We start from the raw sequence: 19064 nt of genomic DNA, 5'->3' as shown, positions 1-19064 counted from the left end.
GGCACTTAATAGCGGTAGGTGAAGTAGAGTTCCAGCGCGCTGAATTTCCGGTCGTCGCCGAAGACTTGTCTGGCCGCTGCCATGGGCTTGACCCAGTTATAGGACAGCGAGGTAGACAACGACTTCGAAGGCGCCCAATCCAGGAAGACTACACTTTCGTCGGCAAACCGTTTGTCGCTGACGGCGGTGCCCATGTAGTTTTTTTCGTCCAGCCAGAACTGGTAGTGGATCGCACCGAGCGTAAGGGTTTCGTTGAGGTGGGTCTTGAGTGAGAACTGCTGGACGTTTTCGTTGCTGTTGAACAGCAGGTAGTTGCCGACGACATCACCGATCAGCCAGGTGCTCCAGTCGACGAAGCCCTTGCTCAACGGGTCCCAGGCTTTCTGCCGGTTGTCCGTGAGGTTGTCGTCGCCGGAAAAGCTCGCGTAGCGGTAGCCGATCACCGGAGTCAACGGCAGCGTGCTGAAGGTGTAATCCGCCTGGCCGTACCAGGCCTTGGCGTCGTAGTCCACGCCTTCGCCGCTGCCTCGCTCCAGGGCATATTCGGCATTCAGGCTCAGGTCCGCGATGCCCGGGAGTTTGGCGTTCAACGCCCTGACGTTGTACACCAGCATGCCATCGCGGCGACGCGGCAAGGTACTGCCCTTGGGCCCCATGGCCTTGACCTTCAATGCGGTGGCGCCCAGCGTCACCTGGTCGTCGAGGTTGTAGTCCAGGTTCACGCCACTCATGCGAAAGTCACCCAGGTCGCTGTCGGTCCCCAGGCTGAAGCCCTGGACCTTCAACGCGCCATGGTCCCAGGCAACCACCGCCGAATCCTTGAAGGCGGTGCGTGGGGCGAGCCAGTAGGCGCCGTCGTTCAACTGGTCGAGGTTGCCATCCATCACGATGAAACCGTTGCCGATCATGTAGTTCAGGCGACCGCCCGTGACCGTCCACTCCCCGGCGCGGAAACCACCATAGAACTCTTCGGTCGACACCTTGCCGTCGGAATTGCGGGTAAAGCCACCGGCATCGCCATCACCGAAGGTGGTCGCCCCCACCAGGGAGCCGCCAGCCAACAGGGCGAAATCCGGCTGCACGGCATACTCCAACTTGATGCCCGGCTTGACGTAAAACTCCTGCCAGTCGATTTTCGTGCCGCGATTCTTGCCGCTGCGCATGTCCACCACGCCGCCGCCAAAGTTGACGTTGCGGGTAGAAAGGACTGCGCCACCGGCACTGAAGTTGACCTCGCCCTTGAGGTTGCCCTCCTCGAAGGTGTAGCCCGCCCAGGCAACCTGGGCGGTCAAGGGTAACCCGAGCACGAGGAACGTTCGGGACAAACGCATCATGGAAACCATATGGAGCTCCTGTTGATTATTGTTGTTACAGGGCAGTGAATGGCGGCGCAAACCCGCGCCAACACCTGGTGGGCCAGGTGAGCGGAACGCAAAATTGTTGTGTTTATCGGATGCAGTCAGGGCGTCAGGTGCGCCGCGATGGCGCGCAACATGCGCACGCTGTCGCCGTCGAAGGGGCTGACGGCCTCGCCCAGGGACGACTGCTTGACGATCACCACGCCGGACGGTTTGTCGATGAACAGGTATTGGCCATGGATACCACCGGCCATGAGCGCCTGGCTGTGGTCGTTGAAGACATACCATTGACTGCGGTAGGACGCGCCTGGGGTCCAGCTCGAAAAGTCGGGGGATGCAGCGTAGATCGCGGGGTCGGCTCCGGTGGCGATACCGGCGAGCGCCTCGGCCGAGAGCAGTTGTGTCCTACCCTGGCGGCCATCGTTGGCCAGCAGGCGACCGAAGCGCGCCATGTCACGCAAGGTCGCACTGAAACCGGCACCGGCGACGCTGCGGCCCCAGGGATCCGCCAGGAAGTAGCCGTCACGTTCACAGCCCAACTGGCTCCAGATGTCTTGCAGCAACTGATGGCAGGCCTTGCCTGATGCCCGCTCCATGACCCAGGCCAACGCCTCGGTGGTGGCCGTCACGTAGTGGAAAAAGCCGCCGTGACTGCCGCGCTTTCTCAATGACGGCAAGTACTGGTACAGGGATTCGAAGGTCGCGTACTGCGCTGGCGCCGGCTGGAAACCGCAGGCGTAACCGTATTGGGAACTCTCTGAATCCGGATCCTCATAGACCTCGCTGTAATCGACGGCCACCGCCATGTCGAACAACTGGCGCACGGTCGCATCGGCAAACGCGCTGCCCGCCAGTTCCGGTACGTAATGCGTGGCCGTCAACCCAGGGTCCAGCAAGCCTTCGCAGACCAGTTGCTCGCCCAAGGCACCGATCAGCGACTTGGTCACCGAAAACATGATGTGTCGGTCCTGGGGACGCTGGCCGTTGAAATAGCGCTCAAACACTACGGTTTCGCCCTGCAAGACCAGGAAAGCATCGGTCTGGCTGGCGACCAGGTGATCTATCACGCTGATGCTCAAGCCACATTCGCTGTCGAAATGCAGCTCATCCAGCGGCTGGAGCGCCTGCTTGAACGCGCTGACCGGCCCGCTGCCGGCCTGCACATCGATGGAAGGACGCAAGCGCGCCAAGTTGCGGAACCCCCATTGGTTGAACGGTGGGCTCATCCAGTTGTGCCAGGTGACGCGGCGGTGGGGTTCGGCGGGAAAGCCTTGCATGAGTGAAGGCGCCAGGCGTGCGTCAAATGGCGATTCGTGAGTCTCGACGTAAAGACTGGCCAGTGAAGGCACGGTGTTCTGATTCATCGGGTTGCCCCTGCAAAATGACTCTGCGTGAAAGCAGATGCAGGGAAATAATTACCCGATGTAATTTTTTAGTCAATAAAACTTTTTATGGTCATTTCAATTTATCTCGTTAACGGCGACATGACCCATGGATCTGTGCTGAATTCGAGGACGAAAGCCTTAAGCAAATAACTAAAGGTTATTTGTTTTATATTTTTTAGATCAATTAGATTAAGCCTTAAGCCCAATGGCTTCGCGGTACTGCCTCAAGAACGTTGGCATTTACCCATCCTCAGTCACGGCAATCTCATTAACGGGCCACCGTCATGCAGCTTCTAACACTTCCCCCCTCTCCCGGCTTGGCCACCTCGATTCGTGCCACGGCCCAGGTCTTCGAAGACCCCACCTCCCGCGCGTTGCTGGCTCACCTGCAGCAAGTCGCGCCCAGTGACGCCAGCGTGCTGATCATCGGCCAGACCGGGACCGGCAAGGAACTGGTGGCGCGCCACGTACACAACCTCAGCGCCCGTCGCCACAAACCGTTCGTGGCGGTCAACTGCGGGGCGTTTTCCGAAACCCTGGTGGAGGCCGAGCTGTTCGGCCATGAAAAAGGCGCCTTTACCGGCGCGTTGACGGCCAAGGCCGGCTGGTTCGAGGAAGCGGATGGCGGCACCTTGTTCCTCGATGAAATCGGTGATTTACCGCTGCCGATCCAGGTCAAGTTGCTGCGGGTATTGCAGGAACGCGAAGTGGTTCGACTGGGGTCGCGCAAGAGCATCAAGATCAATGTACGCGTGTTGGCGGCCACCAACGTACAGCTGGAAAAAGCCATCAATGCCGGACACTTTCGCGAAGACCTCTATTACCGCCTGAACGTGGTCAGCCTGGTGCTCAAGCCGCTGCGCGAACGCCCCGGTGACATCCTGCCTCTGATCCGCCACTTCATCGCCGAGTACAGCCGCAGGCTCGGTCACGGCGAGGTAACGCTGGATGCCCAGGCGCAGCGCAAATTGCTCGACTATTCCTGGCCGGGGAATATCCGCGAGCTGGAAAATGTCATCCACCACACCCTGTTGATTTGCCGTAACAATGTGATCGGCGTGCAGGACCTGCACCTGTCGAACCTCCGTATCGAACGCCGGGACAACCCGCCGGACTCGGCCCCTCAAAGCGCAGAGGCGCTTTTGCAAAAAGCCTTCGAGAAACTGCTCGAGCAAGAGCATGGCGACGTGTATGAAAAGGTCGAGGCCGAGTTGCTACGCACCGCCTACCGATATGCCAATTGCAATCAGGTCCACACCGCCAGCCTGTTGGGGCTGAGCCGCAATGTCACCCGCACGTTGCTGATCAGGATTGGCGAACTGGTGGTCAACAAACGCCGCCCCGCGCTCAGTACGCGGGACGGCCAGGTCATCAACTTTTCAACCTGAGTTCGCCACAAAAGCCAGGTGCGTCCCTTTTTGTGGCGAGGGGATTTATCCCCGCTGGGCTGCGCAGCGGCCCCAAGACCTGTCCCCGATTATCAGGCCGACTGCGTTCAACCTGCTTGGGGTCGTTGCGCGCCCAACGGGGATAAATCCCCTCGCCACAGGGTCAGCGGTGCTCACAGCGCTGCTGTTCGTGCGCCCAGGTAGAAATCCTGGAGATCGCTGCGGGCCGCCAGTTGTTCGGCGCTGCCTTCACTGACCACACGCCCGCTTTCCAACACATAGCCATGGTGGGCGTAACGCAGGGCGACATTGATATTCTGCTCGGCGATCAAGAAGCTCACACCATCACGCTGATTGAGTTGCCGGACGATCTCGAAGATTTCCTCGACGATCTGCGGCGCCAACCCCATCGACGGTTCGTCCAACAAGACCAGTTGCGGCTTGGCCATCAGCGCACGACCGATCGCGATCATCTGTTGCTCGCCGCCCGAGGTGTAGCCGGCCAGGCTTTTGCGCCGCAGTTTCAGTCGGGGAAAATGGCCGTAAACCAATTCCAGGTCAGCCAGCAACTGGCGCCGTGGCACCTGGCGCGCCAGGGCACCGGCCAGAAGATTTTCCTCCACGCTCAACTGGGCAAAGCAATGCCGACCTTCCAGCACTTGCACCAGGCCGCTCGCCGCCAAGGTGTGAGGGGCGCTGTGGGTCACGTCTTGCCCCTGGTAGACGATCCGCCCTCGTACCACCTCGCCCCGCTCGGCGCGCACCAGGTTGGAGGCCGCCTTCAGCGTGGTGCTTTTACCCGCGCCGTTGGCGCCCTGCAGCACTACGACCTGCCCTTTTTTTACCTCCAGCGACACACTGCGCACCGCCAGGATGGTCTGTTCGTAGAGCACTTCAACATCGTCGATCTGCAGGATCGGCACATTAGTCGCCATGCTGTTTCACCTTTTCAGACAGCGGCCGGACGCATGCGCCCGGTCGCCACGATGCCTCAGGATTCCTTGCTGCAATCACGCGGGGTAAGGCTTTTTTCCCGGGCGTACTGGTGCGAAGACGCTTCGATGATCGGTCGCAGCAAGGCGCGGTCAGCCTGTACCCAGTCACTGATCAGCTTCCACTGCGTACCGTCCCATTGCTGGAAGCGCACCGCACCACCGCCTTCATGGTCCGAGCAGGACAATTGCAACGGCTGCACCAGGCCCAACGCCCCCAGTTCCTTGAGCCGGGCGTCGTCGAGCTTGAGGTTCTCGAAGCCCCAACGAACCTGCTCACCCGTCAGGGGTTGCTGACCGAATTTCTGCTGGGCAATGCGCAGCGCTTCTACGTTGAGGATGCCGTTGACCACGCCGAGGTTGTAGTACACGGTACCGAAACGCTTGGGATCGGCCAGGTCGCCATGACCGGCATCGACCACTTGTTTCTTGATGCCCTGCAACACTGGAAAATCGGTACCCGAAGGGTGCGTGGTGATGGCGATGAAGCCCTTGGCCGCGGCACCGGCCGGCGCGGCGTCATCTTCGGAGTTGCTCCAGATGTTGCCGATGATGTGGTCGGCCGGGAAACCGACTTTCTGCGCGGTTTTCAGCGCCACCGGGTTCATCACCCCCCAACCGCGCAGGATCACCCAATCGGGTTTTTCCCGGCGGATATTCAGCCACTGCGACTGCTGCTCGTTGCCCGGGTGCGGCACCTCCAGCAAGGTCAGCGCAAAACCGTACTTGTCGGCCAGGGTTTGCAGCACCTCGTTGGTTTCCTTGCCGTAGGGCGAGCCGTGATACAGGGTGACGATTTTCAGGCCCTTGAGTTTGTCCAGCCCCCCGGCCCTTTGGCCGATGTAGTTGATGATCGCCGACACTTCGGAATACGGGTTCAGTTGCAACGGGAAGACGTAGGGAAACACGCTGCCATCGGTGGAATCCGTACGCCCGTGGTTGATGGTGATCAGCGGCAGTTTGTCGGCCGTCGAGCGCTCCAGCGTGGCGTAGGCGATGCCCACCGACAGCGGGTTGGTGGCCGCCGCTGGCGCGCCGTTCAAGCCTTTCTTCAGGCGCTCGTAGCACTCCACGCCTTTCTCGACCACGTATTCGGTCTCGCACTCGCTCCAGGTCAGCTTGACGCCGTTCACGCCGCCATTGGCGTTGACGTACTTGAGGTAGTCGATGAAACCGCCGAAAAAACCGGTGCCACCGGCTGCATACGGGCCGACGCGATAACTTTGCAGCGGGAAGTATTGCTCGTTGTCCGCCTGGACGGTAAACGCCGCGGCGGTGAGGCTCAGGGCCAGTGCCAGGCTGCTGGCGAATGATCGTTTGAACATCGAATTTTCCTTGTGATGGAGCCATGGATAAGCCAACAAAATGGAACTGCAAACCCGCGTTGTGCGGTTCGCTCAGTAGCGCAACGGCCACAGCCGAGCGCGCTGGCGAAATCTCTGCCAGAGGCGCGCAAGGCCCTCTGGTTCCTTGATCAGGAACAGGATGATCAGGGCGCCGAATATCATCTTCTGCAGGTTCTCCACCTGGCCGGCGTCCACCAGCCCGCCGGGCAGCAGCGAAACCAGGTTCGAGAGCAACACCGGAAACAGCACGATGAAGGCCGCGCCGAGGAAGTTGCCCAGCAGGCTGCCGAGGCCGCCGATAATGATGATGAACAGAATCTGGAACGACCGATTGAGGTCGAACCCGTGGGGCTCCACCGTGCCCAGGTAAGCGAAGGCCCAGAGCGCACCCGCCACGCCGAGGAAAAACCCACTGATGGCGAACGCCAGCAGCTTGGTCTTCGCCAGGGGAATACCGATGATCGCAGCGGCGGTGTCCATGTCGCGCACCGCCATCCAGTTGCGCCCCAACTCGCTGCGCACCAGGTTCTTGCCCAGCCAGAACAGCACTACCACCACACTCAGGGTCAACAGATAGCGGCCGGGCGGCGCGTCGAGGTTTATCCCGAATACGTCCAGGCGCGGCGCGCTGATCACGCCCGAGGCGCTGTTGTTGGAAAACCAACTGAACCGGGTCAGCGCCCAGGTCACGAAGAACTGCGCTGCCAGGGTCGAGACCAGCAGGTAGAAGCCCTTGATGCGCAGGCTCGGCAGGCCGAACAGCACAGCCACCAACGCCGCCGTCAATCCGCCCAGGGTGATACTGACCAACAACGGCAAACCGGCCACCCGTACTTCGAGGTTGTAAGTGGCAAAGGCACCCACCGCCATGAACGCCGCCGAACCGAGGGACAGTTGCCCGGCATAGCCAGTGAGCAGATTGAGCCCCAACCCGGCCAGGGACAGCACCAGGAACGGAATCAGGATCGCGCTGAACCAGTAGTCATTGCCCAGCCAAGGCACCACGACAAAGGCCAACAGCAGCAACGCGACCAGCCCGTGACGGTCCTGGCGCAGCGCGAAGACCCGGCGGTCCTGGGCATAGCGGGTGTTGAACTGGCCTGCTTCTCGATAAAACATGATGTGTTCCCCTAAACCCGTTCGATGGCCCGTTCGCCAAACAACCCCGCCGGACGCACCAGCAGAAACAACAGCGCCAGCACGTAGGGGAACCAGTTCTCGATGCCGCTGCCGATGAAGGGCCCCAGGTAAACCTCGGCCAGCTTTTCCGAGGCGCCGATGATCAAGCCACCGACAATCGCGCCGCTGATGGAGGTGAAGCCGCCGATGATCAGCACCGGCAAGGCCTTGAGCACCACCAGTGAGAGTGAGAACTGCACACCGAGGCGAGCCCCCCAGAGCAGCCCGGCGACCAGCCCGACGAACCCCGCCACTGCCCACACCACCACCCAGACTCGCTGCAAACGAATGCCCACGGCCAACGCCGCCAGCGGGTCATCGGCCACCGCCCGCAACGACAATCCGAGCCGGGTCTTGTTGAACAGCCAGGACAACAGCAGCACCAGGAATGCCGCGGTCACTGCGGCAAAAATGTCGAACTGCGACAACAACATCCCGCCCAGCTCCAGCGGCTCATCGCTGATACCCAGTTCCAGGCCATGCACCTGGGCGCCCCACAGCGCCTGGGCGAACCCTTCGATGACGTAGGACAGCCCGAGGGTGGCCATGAACAGCGTGATCGGTGAACGGTTGACCAAAGGGCGCAGTACCACACGCTCCACGGCCACGGCGATCAGCACCATGGCCGCCAGGCTAATGACGAACGCCAGCCAAAACGGCACACCGCGCTCCAGCAGGCTGACGAAGGTCAGCGCCGAGAACAACACCATCGCGCCCTGGGCAAAATTGAACACCCCGGAGGCCTTGTAGATCAGCACAAAACCGATGGCCACCAAGGCGTACATCACCCCCGCCAACAACCCGCCAATCAATACTTCAAAGAAAAATTCCATCGCCGCTCCTATTCTGCGGACGCAACTTGCCTGCCCTCCCTGGCGGGAAGGTGTCGAATGTCCGGTATCAGTGGCGAGTGCCCAGGTAGGCCGAAATGACCTCGGGGTTCCGCCGTACGTCTTCAGGCGAGCCGTCGCCGATCTTGCGACCGTAATCGAGCACCACCACGTGGTCGCTGATGTCCATGACCACGCCGATATCGTGCTCGATCAACACCACGGTGGTGCCCAGTTCACGATTGATGTCGACGATGAAGCGGCTCATCTGCTGCTTCTCGTCGGCGTTCATCCCGGCCATGGGTTCGTCCAGCAGCAACAGCCGGGGCTCCGCCGCCAGCGCACGGGCCAGTTCCACCCGCTTCTGCAAGCCATAGGGCAACGTGCCCACCAGGGTGTCGCGCCAAGGCTGCAAATGCAGGAACGCGATGACACGCTCGGCCGCTTCGCGCTGGCGATCATCCTCGGTCCGGGCGCGACCGATGCGCAGCGCCTGCTCGATCCAGGTGCTGCGACGCTTGAGGTTGCGTCCGGTGAGCACGTTGTCGAGCACGCTCATGCCTTTGAACAGCGCGATGTTCTGGAATGTCCGGGCAATGCCGCGAACCGCCACGTCGTGGGGGCGCATCCGGCGCCGCTCCTGTCGATCAAAACGGATGTGCCCGTCCTGGGCCTGGTACACGCCGCTGATGACGTTCAGCAGCGAACTCTTGCCAGCGCCGTTGGGGCCGATCAAGGCACAGATTTCACCGGCGACGACGCGAAAGCTGATGTCCGTGACCGCTTTGACGCCTTTGAATGACAGCGAAATATGGTCCAGCTCCAGCAAATGCGTGATGGCCGTCTGGGTCATGGGGCGTTTCCTCTCAGGCCAGTTGCGACTGGAGGCCCGTCCAGTCATCGGTGGTGCGCTGCACCAGGTTCGGCGTCGCTTGCCAGTGGGCCCCGTCGTCCCATTGGCGAACCGCGATACCCAATGCCTGGAAAAATGCCTGGGTTTCGGGCGGCAAGGCATCGCCCACCAGCAGCGGTGCGCGGGTCCGGGAAAACCCCAGCACGTCGCGCAAAGGCCGGCGCACCAGCCAGTCTCCAAGATGCCGTTGCAGGACGTCGGGATGGGCCGTCAACGCCCAGTCCACCAGCCCACGCGACCAACTGCCCGGCGCCGGCAAACGCTCCAACGCATAACGGTACAAACGTTCGTAGGTTTCCCGCGTCCCGGCCACCAGCGTCGGGCCCAGCTCGCGACGATCGCGATCACGAGTCGCCAGGTTCTCAGGGAAGTTCAGGCGAAAACCGGCGATCAACCAGGGCGCCAGCAGATAGCGAGCTTGCCCGCCCGAGGCGAACGCCCGGGCGGCCAATGCCTCTTCCTGCCGTCCCAGGCCTTCGCGCGTCACCAACCGCTGGCCCTCCTGCAGCAGCTCGGCGTGGCTGACGCGTTGCTCCTCCGTCGCCCGTCCACTTGCGCGATAAAAAACAAAGGCCGTCTGCAGCACTTGCCCTTCCGAGGCCAGGTCAACGATTGGCGGCTCGGCAGCCAACGCCGCGTAATCCAGCGCTTGCGCAAATGGCGTCGAATCCGCCAGGCCACGCTTGTCGAGATAAACCAGCACACGCGCAGCCACCTGCGCCGCATGCAGACGCAGCATTTCTTCCAGGCCTTCGACCAGGACGAAATCCGGCTGCAGCGTGCCGAGCAATTGCACCTGTTCGGCCGCCGTCTCCAGCGGATCGAACAGACTCGCCACGCCGCCCAGCCATTGCGCGGCCAAGGCGGCAAGCAGCGCCTGCGGCCTGGGTCGGCTGATGATCGTCAGGGTCGCGCCCGCCGCAAAACCGCGGGCTTGCAGGGCACTGGCGAAACGGCGCACCTCATCGGCCACGTGCGCCCAGCTCTGCTCCTGCCAGACACCCAGGTGCTTGTGGCGCAGCGCGACGTCCGTGCCATGCTCCAGCGCCTGGTGCTGCAACCACTGGGGCAAGCTGGCCGGGACCGGGTCGAGGGTGTCGGTGAACGTGCCCATGCTGCCTCCCGCGCCTAAGCGACTGCCGCCGTTTTGGCTGCCACTTTGCGTTGCTCCAGCTCACGCACCAGCGGCAGGACCTTACGGCCGAAATACTCGACTTCTTCCTGGAAGTGCAGGAAACCGGCGAGCACCAGATCCACCCCCACGGCCTTGAGCGCGACGATGCGTTCGGCGATCTGCTGTGGTGTGCCGATCAGGTTGGTCTTGAAGCCATCGTTGTATTGCACCAGGTCCTCGAAGCTGGACTTGGCCCAATTGCCCTCGCCTTCCGGGCTGGACTTGCCGGCCTGCTTCGCCGCATCGCCGAAGGCATTGACGGCCTCGGGGTCGGCCTGGTCGATGATCTGGGCGAGGACCGCACGCGCCTCCTCTTCGGTGTCGCGGGCAATGACAAAGGCGTTAACGCCGACCTTGACCTTGTGGTTGTTGGCCGCGGCTTTCGCCTGGAGGTCATCGATCTGCGCCTTGACGCCTTCCACGGTATTGCCGTTGGTGAAGTACCAGTCCGATACCCGGGCGGCCATGTCCCGCGCCGCCCGCGAGCTGCCGCCCTGGAAGATTTCCGGGTGCTGCTGCAGTGGTTTTGGCTTGAGGGTGTAGTCGTGGAAGCGGTAGAAATCACCGCGCAAGGTGAAGTTGTCGGTGGTCCAGATGCCCTTGAGCGCAGTGATGAATTCTTCGGAACGGCGATAGCGCTCATCGTGCTCCAGCCACGGCTCGCCAATGGCGGTGAACTCGCCCTTGAACCAGCCCGACACGATGTTGACCGCCACCCGTCCGCCGGTCAGGTGATCGATGGTTGCGATCTGCTTGGCCAACACCGACGGCGTCCATGGCCCCGGCAGTACCGCGGCGATGACTTTCAGGCGTGTGGTGGCAGCCAGCAAGGCATGACTGAACGCCACGGACTCGTGCTGGTATTCAGCACCGTAACCGGCGGTAAAGCGCACTTGGGACAGGGCGTAGTCGAAGCCGGCCGCTTCAGCGATCTGGGCCAGCTTGCGGTTGTAGTCGATGCCCCAGTCGGTGCGTTGCTCGATTTTGCTGACCACCAGCCCGCCACTGACGTTGGGCACCCAGTAGGCAAATTTGATCGTGTCCTGGCTCATTGCATGTACTCCACGGCTCGTTTTGAAAGGAAGAAATTGATCAGGCGGCACTGGCGTCGCGTCGAACGCTCGGAACCAGGCTCAACAACGCCGACTCGACGGCGCGCTCGATACGCTCCAGCACCTGTGCACTGGAGATCCGGTATTGGCTGAAATCGGTTTCGCTGGCATAGACCCCCACTGGCAGGCTGAGGGCCTGGAAGAAGCCGAACAGGGGCCGCAACTGGTGATCGATCATTAAGGCATGGCGATCCGAGCCGCCTGTCGCGGCCAACAGCACCGGTACGTTCTTGAGGGCTTCGTGATGAACGAAATCGAACAGGTGCTTGAACAGGCCGGTGTATGAAGCTCGGTACACCGGGCTGGCGGCAATCAGCAGATCGGCCGATTCAATGGCGTGCAGGTCCTCCTGCACGGCAGCCGGCAACGCCTCGCGACGCAACACCCCGGCGAACTGTGGACCGACCTTGGCCAATTCGATCAAGCGCACCTCGATCGGCAGTTGCTGCCCAAGCCGGTCCACCAACGCCTGGAGCAGTGCCAGGGTGCGTGACGGGTGCTGCACGCTGCCTGACACCGCCACCACTTTGAATTGCTTGCTCATCGCTTACCCCATGCCTGGAGACGCCACCTCAGCGTCTGCACAAGGTGTAGAGCAGCAACCGTGCCACCTGAATATTCATTTAATAATCAACAAGTTACATGGAACATCCAATCACTGCGCTGTCGCCTGACGGTCAAGCTGTTGGTCCACTGTTGCCTGGCCAACACCTGGCCTGTCGATGTCCGACGCGGCAACTGTTGCCCGGCACACAGTTGCGCAACAGATTGTCCGTGGCCAGGACAGCCCTTTCGCTGATACGCGCCGTATGGGCCCCGCATTTACGGGCGTTGGGCCTCGGGCATGGACTGTGCAATGGCCTTTGGCACCGGCAGATTTTTCCCCTGCCCGCCTACTCGCCATCAAGAAGGAAGATCAACATGACCGCACAGCAACAACACCTGCCGCCGACCCTTTCCACGGGCACCGACTATGAGCCCCTCGCCGAACGCTTCCGGCCGATCTTTGCGCGCATCCAGGCCGGCGCCCTGGAGCGTGAGCAGACACGCAGCCTGCCCTTTGAACAAGTGAACTGGCTGAAGGAAGCCGGCTTTGGCGCCGTCCGCGTACCGGTCGAATATGGCGGCGCCGGGGCTTCGTTGCCGCAACTGCTGCAATTGCTGATCGAACTGGCTGAAGCCGATTCCAACCTGCCCCAGGCCTTGCGCGGGCACTTCGCATTCGTCGAGGACCGTCTCAACGCCCACGCCAGCCACCCACAAGACATCTGGTTCAAGCGTTTCGTCGAGGGTGAACTGGTGGGCAATGCCTGGACGGAAGTCGGCGCGGTGAAGATCGGCGAAGTCGGCACCCGGGTTTCCCGCCAGGGTGATCAGTGGGTCGTCAATGGCACCAAGTACTACAGCACCGGCAGTATCTTCGCCGACTGGATCGACGTGTATGCCCAACGCGACGACAACGGCGCCGACGTAATTGCCGCCGTCCGCGTACACCAGCCGGGCGTCAAGCAAAGCGATGACTGGGACGGTTTTGGCCAACGCACCACCGGCAGCGGCACGTCGCTGTTCGAGAATGCGTTGGTCGAGGCAGAAAACCTCATCGACTTCTCTACCCGCTTCAAATACCAGACCGCGTTTTATCAACTGGTGTTGCTGGCCGTGCTGACCGGCGCCGGTCGCGCTGCGGTTCATGACATCACCGAGCAAGTGCGCAAACGCACGCGGGTCTTCAGCACCGGCAATGCCAGCGAAGTGAGCCAGGACGTGCAAGTGCAGCAAGTGATCGGCAGGGCATCGGCCCAGGTCTATGCCGCCGAAGCCACCACCCTGCGCGCCGCGAGCGCCTCCCAACGCGCTTACGAAAGTCGCTTCAGCCAGGACGCCGAGATCGAGCACACCGCCAACATCGCCGCCGAACTGGAGTCGGCCCAGGCCCAGGTGGTGATTTCCGACCTGGTGTTACGCGCCACCAGCGACCTGTTCAATGCCCTCGGTGCTTCGGCCACCAGCACCAGCAAGGCCCTCGACCGCCATTGGCGCAATGCCCGCACCGCGGCCTCGCATAATCCATTGATCTACAAGGAGCGCATCATCGGTGATTGGGAAATCAACGGTACGGAACCGCCGTATGTCTGGCAAATTGGCGGGGGCTCGAAGCAGCTGTGAGCAGGTAGCCCTTGGCAATACCGCGTGGCTTGTTCGCGATAGCGGTGATTCAGCTACAGGGATGTTGAGCTGGCGGGCCTCATCGCGAGCAAGCTCGCTCCCACAGGGGGTCTGGGTTAGACATGGGGTTCGTGTCCACTGGAGATCGAATGTGGGAGCGAGCTTGCTCGCGATGGCGGTGGTGCAGTTGCATGGATGCCTGTTCCTTACGCCCCACGTTCGACGGAGTGAGATGCCAATTGCCTACCTCTCCACAAAGCCGAGAGGAACTCATCCCAGACGATCAAAACACTGGCATCATGCCTTTTTCCTTGCACTCATGGAGTGACTGTGACGAATCTAAGTGCCGCCCCTGAGTTTGCACCCGCCTCCACTTTATCGCCCTACCGCTTCTTTCCCCGGCTCGGGATGTTGGTGCTGGCCACTGTGGTCGTCTTCCTGGCCGCGATGCCCGAGGTCCTTTTCGTACCCGCGGACATGCAGGCCTATCTGATGTTCACGACCACCTCGGGGATCACCGCGCTCATCCTCCTCGGCCTCTTCGCCTTGCAATACCGCGCCGATTCGCGCCTGCAGTGGCGCGGTCATGCCATTGGCAAACCCCTGCGGTGGGGGGCGGTCGGCATTGTCGGGACCTACCTGCTTTTCGGGGTTGCCGTCTTTGTGCTCGGGTTGCCGCGCGAGGTGTTCATGGCCGAGCTTCTGGATGGGCTCAACGGTTGGCAGGCCACAATCAAGATTGCCTCGCTGATCGTGCTGCCGCCCATCGCCGAAGAGCTGTTCTTCCGCCATTACATGCTCCGGCTGTTTCCCTACGAGAACAGCCGTGCCTGGACATGGATCGCGATCATCGTGACGTCCGCCGTTTTTGCCGGTATGCACATACAATACGGGAACTGGGTAACCGTCGTGCTGATCTTCGCCTGTGGAAGCGTATTCGCCGTGGCCAGAGTGGTCAGCGGTGGCCTGCTGATTCCGGTACTCCTGCATTCGCTGGCCGAAGTTGTTGCACTGACCACCGACGAGACTTTCACCCTGATGGGGCTCTACGGTTGAGCCTTCGTCGATTTTACAAGCAATGGGGCCTTTGCCTTATCGCGGCATTGGTCGCCTATCTTTTCGCCTGGGAGTCTTTTTATACCGTCAATGAACAAGACCGCGGTGTGATTCTGCGTAATGGCAAGGTTCTGACTGAAGCCCAACCCGGGATGGGTTGGAAGATTCCGCTTGCGGATCAACTGATCAGCCTTTCAATGCAGAACAACCTGCTTTACTGGAAGGCATTTCAAGCAAGAACTCAGAGCGACTTGATGGAATTGGAGGTGTCTATTGTTTGGCGCATAGCGCCAAGTGAAGCCACTACAATGTATAAAAAATACACCACCCTGGAAGCGCTCGAGAACACCTTGCTTATACCTAAGGCCACCGAGCAAATCAGGCTGACCTTGTCTGGTTATGACACAGAGCAGGCACTCAAAAACCGGCAGGCGCTCATTAACAGCATTTCCAAGTCGATCAGGACAACAATTGACGGCCCGATAATAATTGAGCGTATTTATATTGGAAACGTGCACATGCAAAGTATCTCCATTGAATAGGATGCCGTTGGAATTGGCACGCTACGCTCCCAACAATAAAGGTCATGAGGCATTCGGATGCATCGCACGGTGGGTTTGACAAGTTTATGGTTATGCGCGCTGGCCGCAGCGGCGATTCTTGCAAGCCTCTCGTTTTATACCCTCAACGAGGGAGAAACCGGCTTGGTTTTACGTAATGGAAGAGTACTTTCCGAAGTGGCTCCCGGGCTAAACTGGAAGATCCCAATTACTGACGAGGTTCTCAAATTTTCAAGCCAGAACAACATCCTGCACATTACAAAAAACCACAACTACACCTCAGATCTTACTGAATTCAGCTTTGACATATCAGTTGTCTGGCATGTAACCCCCGGCAAAATAAAGGACCTGTACACCCAATACAACGATTTCCAATCCGTCGAACTGACACTCATAAAGCCGCACGCGACTGAAACAATTGGAGCTGTCATGTCAGACTACAAAGCTCTTGAAATATTAGAACGTCCCAATGTCTTTATGAAAGAAGCCGCAGCGGCAATAAAAAACACCATCGGTGAACGTGTGACCATCGACAGCATCAGCTTTGACAGGATCAATCTCGCAGATTTTGACAAGCCGTACGAGCCCGCAGCCACGGTCGATCAGAAGCCATAATTCCCTGCTTCAGGGCTTTACCGTTCCTGCATTTCGACTTCCGGCAGAGGCATTTCGCCCGATGACGGGTAATGCATGGTCAGCACCGCCCACCTCAGCCCCGCCACGCCTGGCACGGTGCCGGAGGCCTTGGATGTATGATCGATGTAGCCGGCATAATCCTCAACGTACTGGAGATGTTTTTTCCAGCGCGCTTCCTCAAAATTCACGCCAAAGATAATGACGCTGCCCGTTGCCACCTTTTCCGCCTGGGCTTTCAAGCGGGTCATGTACCAATAGTCCTTGGCCGCGCTTTCAAACATCTTGCCCTGGTTGGCATTGGCGAAAGGTGCCTTGAGTTCAATGAAGTGAAAGCGCTTTTCATCCTGGTCGCGAATCCACAAGTCGCATTGCTTGGCGGCAATGTCCATCAGCGACCAACGCTGATCGAGCGCCACTTTGTACTCGACGCCAACATCCGCCAGTTCGCGGTCGCGGCCACGAAGTCCACGGGCCTGGATCAGCCAGAAATAAAACTCGAACTTCAGCCAACCCTCGAAACCGTTGGCCAGGGCACTGATGGACGACGGCAGGTATTTGCGGTCCTCTTCCCAAGATTGCATGAATTCGCAGAATGCTGAGGCGACGTTTTGGATGCCGGGCATGGGTTACTTCCTTGTATTGGCCTAAAGACTGTAGGCATAGTCCCACCACCCTGCTGACGGCTACAATGCCAAGCTATGATTGGCAAACGTCAGCACTTCAAACAAGGTCAGCAATGAACACTCACACAGCATGCCTCGGACTGCTTGCCTTGACGCTCCCCTTCCTGTGCGAGCCCGTCCAGGCCTCGACGTGGCAAATCTGTGAGATGGAGCTGCGTGTCGTCCAGGTGATGAAACAACCCTATCCGCAGCTTCAGGCGCAGGTCGTGAAAGTCAGGCCGAAATCCGCCTCGGTGGAGTGTCCCGCGCAAGACTCACTGTTGACCTTCACCCCGGAAACCCCGGACTACCAAGCCACGCTCCCCCGCCGACAATGGCCCGGCAAAGGGCAGTCGGTACGGGTGGACTACCGCTATCTGGATGGCGTCTGTAAAGGCGACGGCAACTCGTATGCGTGTCGTATCAAGCATTACCCGGTGGTGGATCGATCGGGAAGTAACTGATGGCCTCATCGCGAGCAAGCTCGCTCCCACAGGTTTTGTGTCGTGTGCAGATGCCCTGAACACCCGTAACCCCATGTGGGAGCGAGCTTGCTCGCGATGACGTCGGCACGTCCGACTTCAATGCAACTCAAGCCAGCAGCGCACTGATCCACCGGACCTGCCGAGCAACCTCTTGCAGCTTCTCTTCGGGCACCGCGCGCCGCGCCTTGGCGAAGCTGGCGAGGGTCTTTTGTTTCTGGCGCAGCAGGCGTTGCCACTTGGCCAGGAAGGTCGGGGTTCTCGCCAGCATCTGCAGAGGGCCGAAGTACAGCTCCTCGGCGGTGTACGTCACTGGCCCGGCGCGCTCGGCGACGATGATCTCGTAGTAGAAGCGGTTTTCCCGCAGCACTTCCTCGCAAAGGATGCGGTAGTCGTTTTCCATCAGCCATTGGCGCAGCGCTTGTTCGCCGCCGTTGGGTTGCAGAATCAGCCGCTCCTGACCGCTCAACCGCGCTTTACCGCTGTCCAGGATGTCGCGGATCGTCTCACCGCCCATGCCGCAGAGGCTGATCGCCGTGATCCCGTCTTCCGGCTCGATTGCCGCCAGGCCATTGGCCTGGCGCACGCTGATCCGCCGTTCCAGGCCATTCTCGACCACGGTGCGTTCAGCGGCGCGCAACGGCGTCAACGCCACCTCGCCGGCCACCGCTGCCGCAATGACGCCACGGCGCAACAAGGCCACCGGCAGGTACGCGTGATCCGAGCCGATATCGGCCAGGTGCGCACCTGCCGGCATATGCGCCGCCACGCGCTCCAGGCGCATGGACAATGTCTGTTCGTTCAACTGCAGTTCCCTGGGTTAATCGTAGAACGGCTCGACCGCCGTCCGACTGCCGACAAAGAAGCTGTCCGCGACCAACCGCAGCGGCTGCAGGTCCATGTCGCTGGCCTTGTCGTTGATCAGTTGCTGAAAATGCCGATACACCGCAGCGTACTCGCCCTCCTCGGAGACGGCCTGGCGCACGCCGTCGATGCTCAACAGCGCACCGCCATTGTCCAGGCGCAGGACGCCTTCGGCGCAGCGAATCTCGATGCTCCAGAGCTCGTCATGACCATGGTCGAAATCGAATTCCGCACGAATATCGAGGTGATGCGCGTCGGCCATCTTGATGCTGGCGGCAATCGGCGACTGGCAGTTGTCCGGCACGCGCAACTCGGCGGACTCCACGAACAGTGGCAACGCCAGCAGATGGGTCACAATCGACAGGGCATTGATACCCGGATCGAAGACGCCCAGGCCGCCGGGTTGCCAGATCCATGCCTGACCGGGGTGCCACTTGCGCACGTCTTCTTTCCAATCGATCTGCACGCTGTGCAAGGTGCGACTGGCCAGCCAGTCACGGGCGGCAGCGATGCCCGGGGCGTAACGCGAATGCCAGGCGAACAGGCCGCTGACGCCTTGCTCGCGAACCTGCTCCACCAAGGCCATGGCTTCACCCAACGTGGCGCACGGCGGCTTTTCCACCAGGACGTGTTTACCGGCCGCCAGCGCCTGTTGCACCAGGGCGAATCGACCTTGTGGCGGTGTGCAAAACGCAATCGCATCGACCTGCGGACCGTTTTCGAGCAACTCGCCCAGGGATCGGAAGTTCTCCACCCCGGCGCAGGGCTGCCCTTGCGTGGCGACCGCCACCAGTTGGAACGCGGGGTTGGCGTGGATGGCTGGAACGTGTTGATCCTGGGCAATCTTGCCGTAGCCCACCAGCCCGAGACGAATCGGTTGCATCGATGACTCCTGATTTTTGTACTTGTGATCGGGCAGCAAACTAGACGCAAATCGCCTGGCGGACAATGGGGGCCATGC

The 19064-nt window shown here is 60.6% G+C and carries 19 protein-coding genes; 6 read left to right on the top strand and 13 right to left on the bottom strand.

The window, feature by feature from the left end; genetic code table 11:
* Positions 1 to 5: 5 nt before the first annotated feature.
* Positions 6 to 1343, bottom strand: a complete 1338-nt coding sequence (locus BT116_RS14090; protein ID WP_072344700.1) for an alginate export family protein — start codon at positions 1341 to 1343, stop codon at positions 6 to 8.
* Positions 1344 to 1459: 116 nt separating this feature from the next.
* On the bottom strand, positions 1460 to 2722 hold the full coding sequence (locus tag BT116_RS14085) for a serine hydrolase domain-containing protein (RefSeq protein ID WP_072344696.1): 1263 nt from the start codon (positions 2720 to 2722) through the stop codon (positions 1460 to 1462).
* Between the two features lie 305 nt (positions 2723 to 3027).
* Between BT116_RS14085 and BT116_RS14080 the strand changes: the two genes are divergently transcribed.
* Positions 3028 to 4131 (top strand): sigma-54 interaction domain-containing protein, encoded by a 1104-nt coding sequence (locus BT116_RS14080; RefSeq protein WP_072344693.1) that lies wholly within the window; start codon positions 3028 to 3030, stop codon positions 4129 to 4131.
* A gap of 173 nt (positions 4132 to 4304) precedes the next feature.
* Here the strand turns inward: BT116_RS14080 and BT116_RS14075 are convergent, their stop codons facing one another.
* The 8 genes from BT116_RS14075 to msuE all read right to left on the bottom strand — a co-directional run bounded on the left by BT116_RS14075 (position 4305) and on the right by msuE (position 12221).
* Positions 4305 to 5066 (bottom strand): ABC transporter ATP-binding protein, encoded by a 762-nt coding sequence (locus BT116_RS14075; protein ID WP_072344691.1) that lies wholly within the window; start codon positions 5064 to 5066, stop codon positions 4305 to 4307.
* Positions 5067 to 5122: 56 nt separating this feature from the next.
* Positions 5123 to 6448: an ABC transporter substrate-binding protein gene (locus BT116_RS14070; protein ID WP_072344688.1), complete on the bottom strand. Its 1326-nt coding sequence runs from the start codon at positions 6446 to 6448 to the stop codon at positions 5123 to 5125.
* A 72-nt stretch (positions 6449 to 6520) separates the two neighbouring features.
* Complete coding sequence (locus BT116_RS14065) at positions 6521 to 7588, bottom strand: branched-chain amino acid ABC transporter permease (RefSeq protein ID WP_072344685.1); 1068 nt, start codon at positions 7586 to 7588, stop codon at positions 6521 to 6523.
* An 11-nt stretch (positions 7589 to 7599) separates the two neighbouring features.
* Entirely contained in the window at positions 7600 to 8481 is an 882-nt protein-coding gene (locus BT116_RS14060) for a branched-chain amino acid ABC transporter permease (protein ID WP_060742662.1), read from the bottom strand.
* Positions 8482 to 8548: 67 nt separating this feature from the next.
* Positions 8549 to 9331, bottom strand: coding sequence for an ABC transporter ATP-binding protein (locus tag BT116_RS14055; protein ID WP_072344682.1), 783 nt, complete (start codon positions 9329 to 9331; stop codon positions 8549 to 8551).
* Between the two features lie 13 nt (positions 9332 to 9344).
* Positions 9345 to 10505: an AMP-binding protein gene (locus BT116_RS14050; protein WP_072344679.1), complete on the bottom strand. Its 1161-nt coding sequence runs from the start codon at positions 10503 to 10505 to the stop codon at positions 9345 to 9347.
* A gap of 14 nt (positions 10506 to 10519) precedes the next feature.
* The gene (gene sfnG / locus BT116_RS14045) at positions 10520 to 11617 is read right to left on the bottom strand and encodes a dimethylsulfone monooxygenase SfnG (RefSeq protein ID WP_027911753.1); all 1098 of its coding nucleotides are present in this window, start codon (positions 11615 to 11617) and stop codon (positions 10520 to 10522) included.
* A gap of 40 nt (positions 11618 to 11657) precedes the next feature.
* Positions 11658 to 12221 carry an FMN reductase gene (gene msuE / locus BT116_RS14040; RefSeq protein WP_072344676.1) on the bottom strand — a complete coding sequence of 188 codons (564 nt, stop codon included), beginning with the start codon at positions 12219 to 12221 and terminating at the stop codon, positions 11658 to 11660.
* A 377-nt stretch (positions 12222 to 12598) separates the two neighbouring features.
* On the opposite strand from msuE, the gene BT116_RS14035 reads away from it, so the two are divergent.
* The 4 genes from BT116_RS14035 (at position 12599) to BT116_RS14020 (ending at position 16074) form a co-directional block, all read left to right on the top strand.
* Entirely contained in the window at positions 12599 to 13843 is a 1245-nt protein-coding gene (locus BT116_RS14035; protein WP_072344673.1) for an acyl-CoA dehydrogenase family protein, read from the top strand.
* A 330-nt stretch (positions 13844 to 14173) separates the two neighbouring features.
* Positions 14174 to 14899 carry a CPBP family intramembrane glutamic endopeptidase gene (locus BT116_RS14030; protein ID WP_072344670.1) on the top strand — a complete coding sequence of 242 codons (726 nt, stop codon included), beginning with the start codon at positions 14174 to 14176 and terminating at the stop codon, positions 14897 to 14899.
* The gene (locus tag BT116_RS14025; protein WP_072344667.1) at positions 14896 to 15441 is read left to right on the top strand and encodes an SPFH domain-containing protein; all 546 of its coding nucleotides are present in this window, start codon (positions 14896 to 14898) and stop codon (positions 15439 to 15441) included. The genes BT116_RS14030 and BT116_RS14025 overlap by 4 nt, the downstream gene beginning before the upstream one ends.
* Before the next feature lie 57 nt (positions 15442 to 15498).
* On the top strand, positions 15499 to 16074 hold the full coding sequence (locus BT116_RS14020) for an SPFH domain-containing protein (protein WP_072344663.1): 576 nt from the start codon (positions 15499 to 15501) through the stop codon (positions 16072 to 16074).
* Between the two features lie 17 nt (positions 16075 to 16091).
* On the opposite strand, the gene BT116_RS14015 is transcribed toward BT116_RS14020, so the two are convergent.
* Complete coding sequence (locus BT116_RS14015; RefSeq protein WP_072344660.1) at positions 16092 to 16718, bottom strand: hypothetical protein; 627 nt, start codon at positions 16716 to 16718, stop codon at positions 16092 to 16094.
* Between the two features lie 113 nt (positions 16719 to 16831).
* Here BT116_RS14015 and BT116_RS14010 point away from each other — a divergent pair, with 113 nt between their 5' ends.
* A complete protein-coding gene (locus tag BT116_RS14010; protein ID WP_083569143.1) occupies positions 16832 to 17221 on the top strand; it encodes a hypothetical protein in 390 nt (129 codons plus the stop codon).
* Positions 17222 to 17348: 127 nt separating this feature from the next.
* On the opposite strand, the gene BT116_RS14005 is transcribed toward BT116_RS14010, so the two are convergent.
* The gene (locus BT116_RS14005; protein ID WP_072344657.1) at positions 17349 to 18044 is read right to left on the bottom strand and encodes a tRNA (adenine(22)-N(1))-methyltransferase; all 696 of its coding nucleotides are present in this window, start codon (positions 18042 to 18044) and stop codon (positions 17349 to 17351) included.
* A 15-nt stretch (positions 18045 to 18059) separates the two neighbouring features.
* Positions 18060 to 18986 (bottom strand): Gfo/Idh/MocA family protein, encoded by a 927-nt coding sequence (locus BT116_RS14000; protein WP_072344654.1) that lies wholly within the window; start codon positions 18984 to 18986, stop codon positions 18060 to 18062.
* Positions 18987 to 19064 lie beyond the last annotated feature (78 nt).

It is taken from the genome of Pseudomonas sp. NFACC16-2 (genome assembly GCF_900119205.1).
Lineage (GTDB): Bacteria > Pseudomonadota > Gammaproteobacteria > Pseudomonadales > Pseudomonadaceae > Aquipseudomonas > Aquipseudomonas fluorescens_Q.
The sequence above is the reverse complement of the archived record's forward strand: the minus strand, read 5'-3'. Positions and strand labels throughout refer to the sequence as shown.

Bases quoted from the DNA above. Each gene is read 5' to 3' on its own strand.
- msuE (WP_072344676.1), bottom strand. From the start codon at position 12,221: ATGAGCAAGCAATTCAAAGTGGTGGCGGTGTCAGGCAGCGTGCAGCAC.
- BT116_RS14000 (WP_072344654.1), bottom strand. From the start codon at position 18,986: ATGCAACCGATTCGTCTCGGGCTGGTGGGCTACGGCAAGATTGCCCAG.
- BT116_RS14065 (WP_072344685.1), bottom strand. From the start codon at position 7,588: ATGTTTTATCGAGAAGCAGGCCAGTTCAACACCCGCTATGCCCAGGAC.
- BT116_RS14070 (WP_072344688.1), bottom strand. From the start codon at position 6,448: ATGTTCAAACGATCATTCGCCAGCAGCCTGGCACTGGCCCTGAGCCTC.
- BT116_RS14060 (WP_060742662.1), bottom strand. From the start codon at position 8,481: ATGGAATTTTTCTTTGAAGTATTGATTGGCGGGTTGTTGGCGGGGGTG.
- BT116_RS14015 (WP_072344660.1), bottom strand. From the start codon at position 16,718: ATGCCCGGCATCCAAAACGTCGCCTCAGCATTCTGCGAATTCATGCAA.
- BT116_RS14075 (WP_072344691.1), bottom strand. From the start codon at position 5,066: ATGGCGACTAATGTGCCGATCCTGCAGATCGACGATGTTGAAGTGCTC.
- BT116_RS14055 (WP_072344682.1), bottom strand. From the start codon at position 9,331: ATGACCCAGACGGCCATCACGCATTTGCTGGAGCTGGACCATATTTCG.
- BT116_RS14020 (WP_072344663.1), top strand. From the start codon at position 15,499: ATGCATCGCACGGTGGGTTTGACAAGTTTATGGTTATGCGCGCTGGCC.
- BT116_RS14080 (WP_072344693.1), top strand. From the start codon at position 3,028: ATGCAGCTTCTAACACTTCCCCCCTCTCCCGGCTTGGCCACCTCGATT.
- BT116_RS14085 (WP_072344696.1), bottom strand. From the start codon at position 2,722: ATGAATCAGAACACCGTGCCTTCACTGGCCAGTCTTTACGTCGAGACT.
- BT116_RS14050 (WP_072344679.1), bottom strand. From the start codon at position 10,505: ATGGGCACGTTCACCGACACCCTCGACCCGGTCCCGGCCAGCTTGCCC.
- BT116_RS14090 (WP_072344700.1), bottom strand. From the start codon at position 1,343: ATGGTTTCCATGATGCGTTTGTCCCGAACGTTCCTCGTGCTCGGGTTA.
- BT116_RS14010 (WP_083569143.1), top strand. From the start codon at position 16,832: ATGAACACTCACACAGCATGCCTCGGACTGCTTGCCTTGACGCTCCCC.
- BT116_RS14035 (WP_072344673.1), top strand. From the start codon at position 12,599: ATGACCGCACAGCAACAACACCTGCCGCCGACCCTTTCCACGGGCACC.
- sfnG (WP_027911753.1), bottom strand. From the start codon at position 11,617: ATGAGCCAGGACACGATCAAATTTGCCTACTGGGTGCCCAACGTCAGT.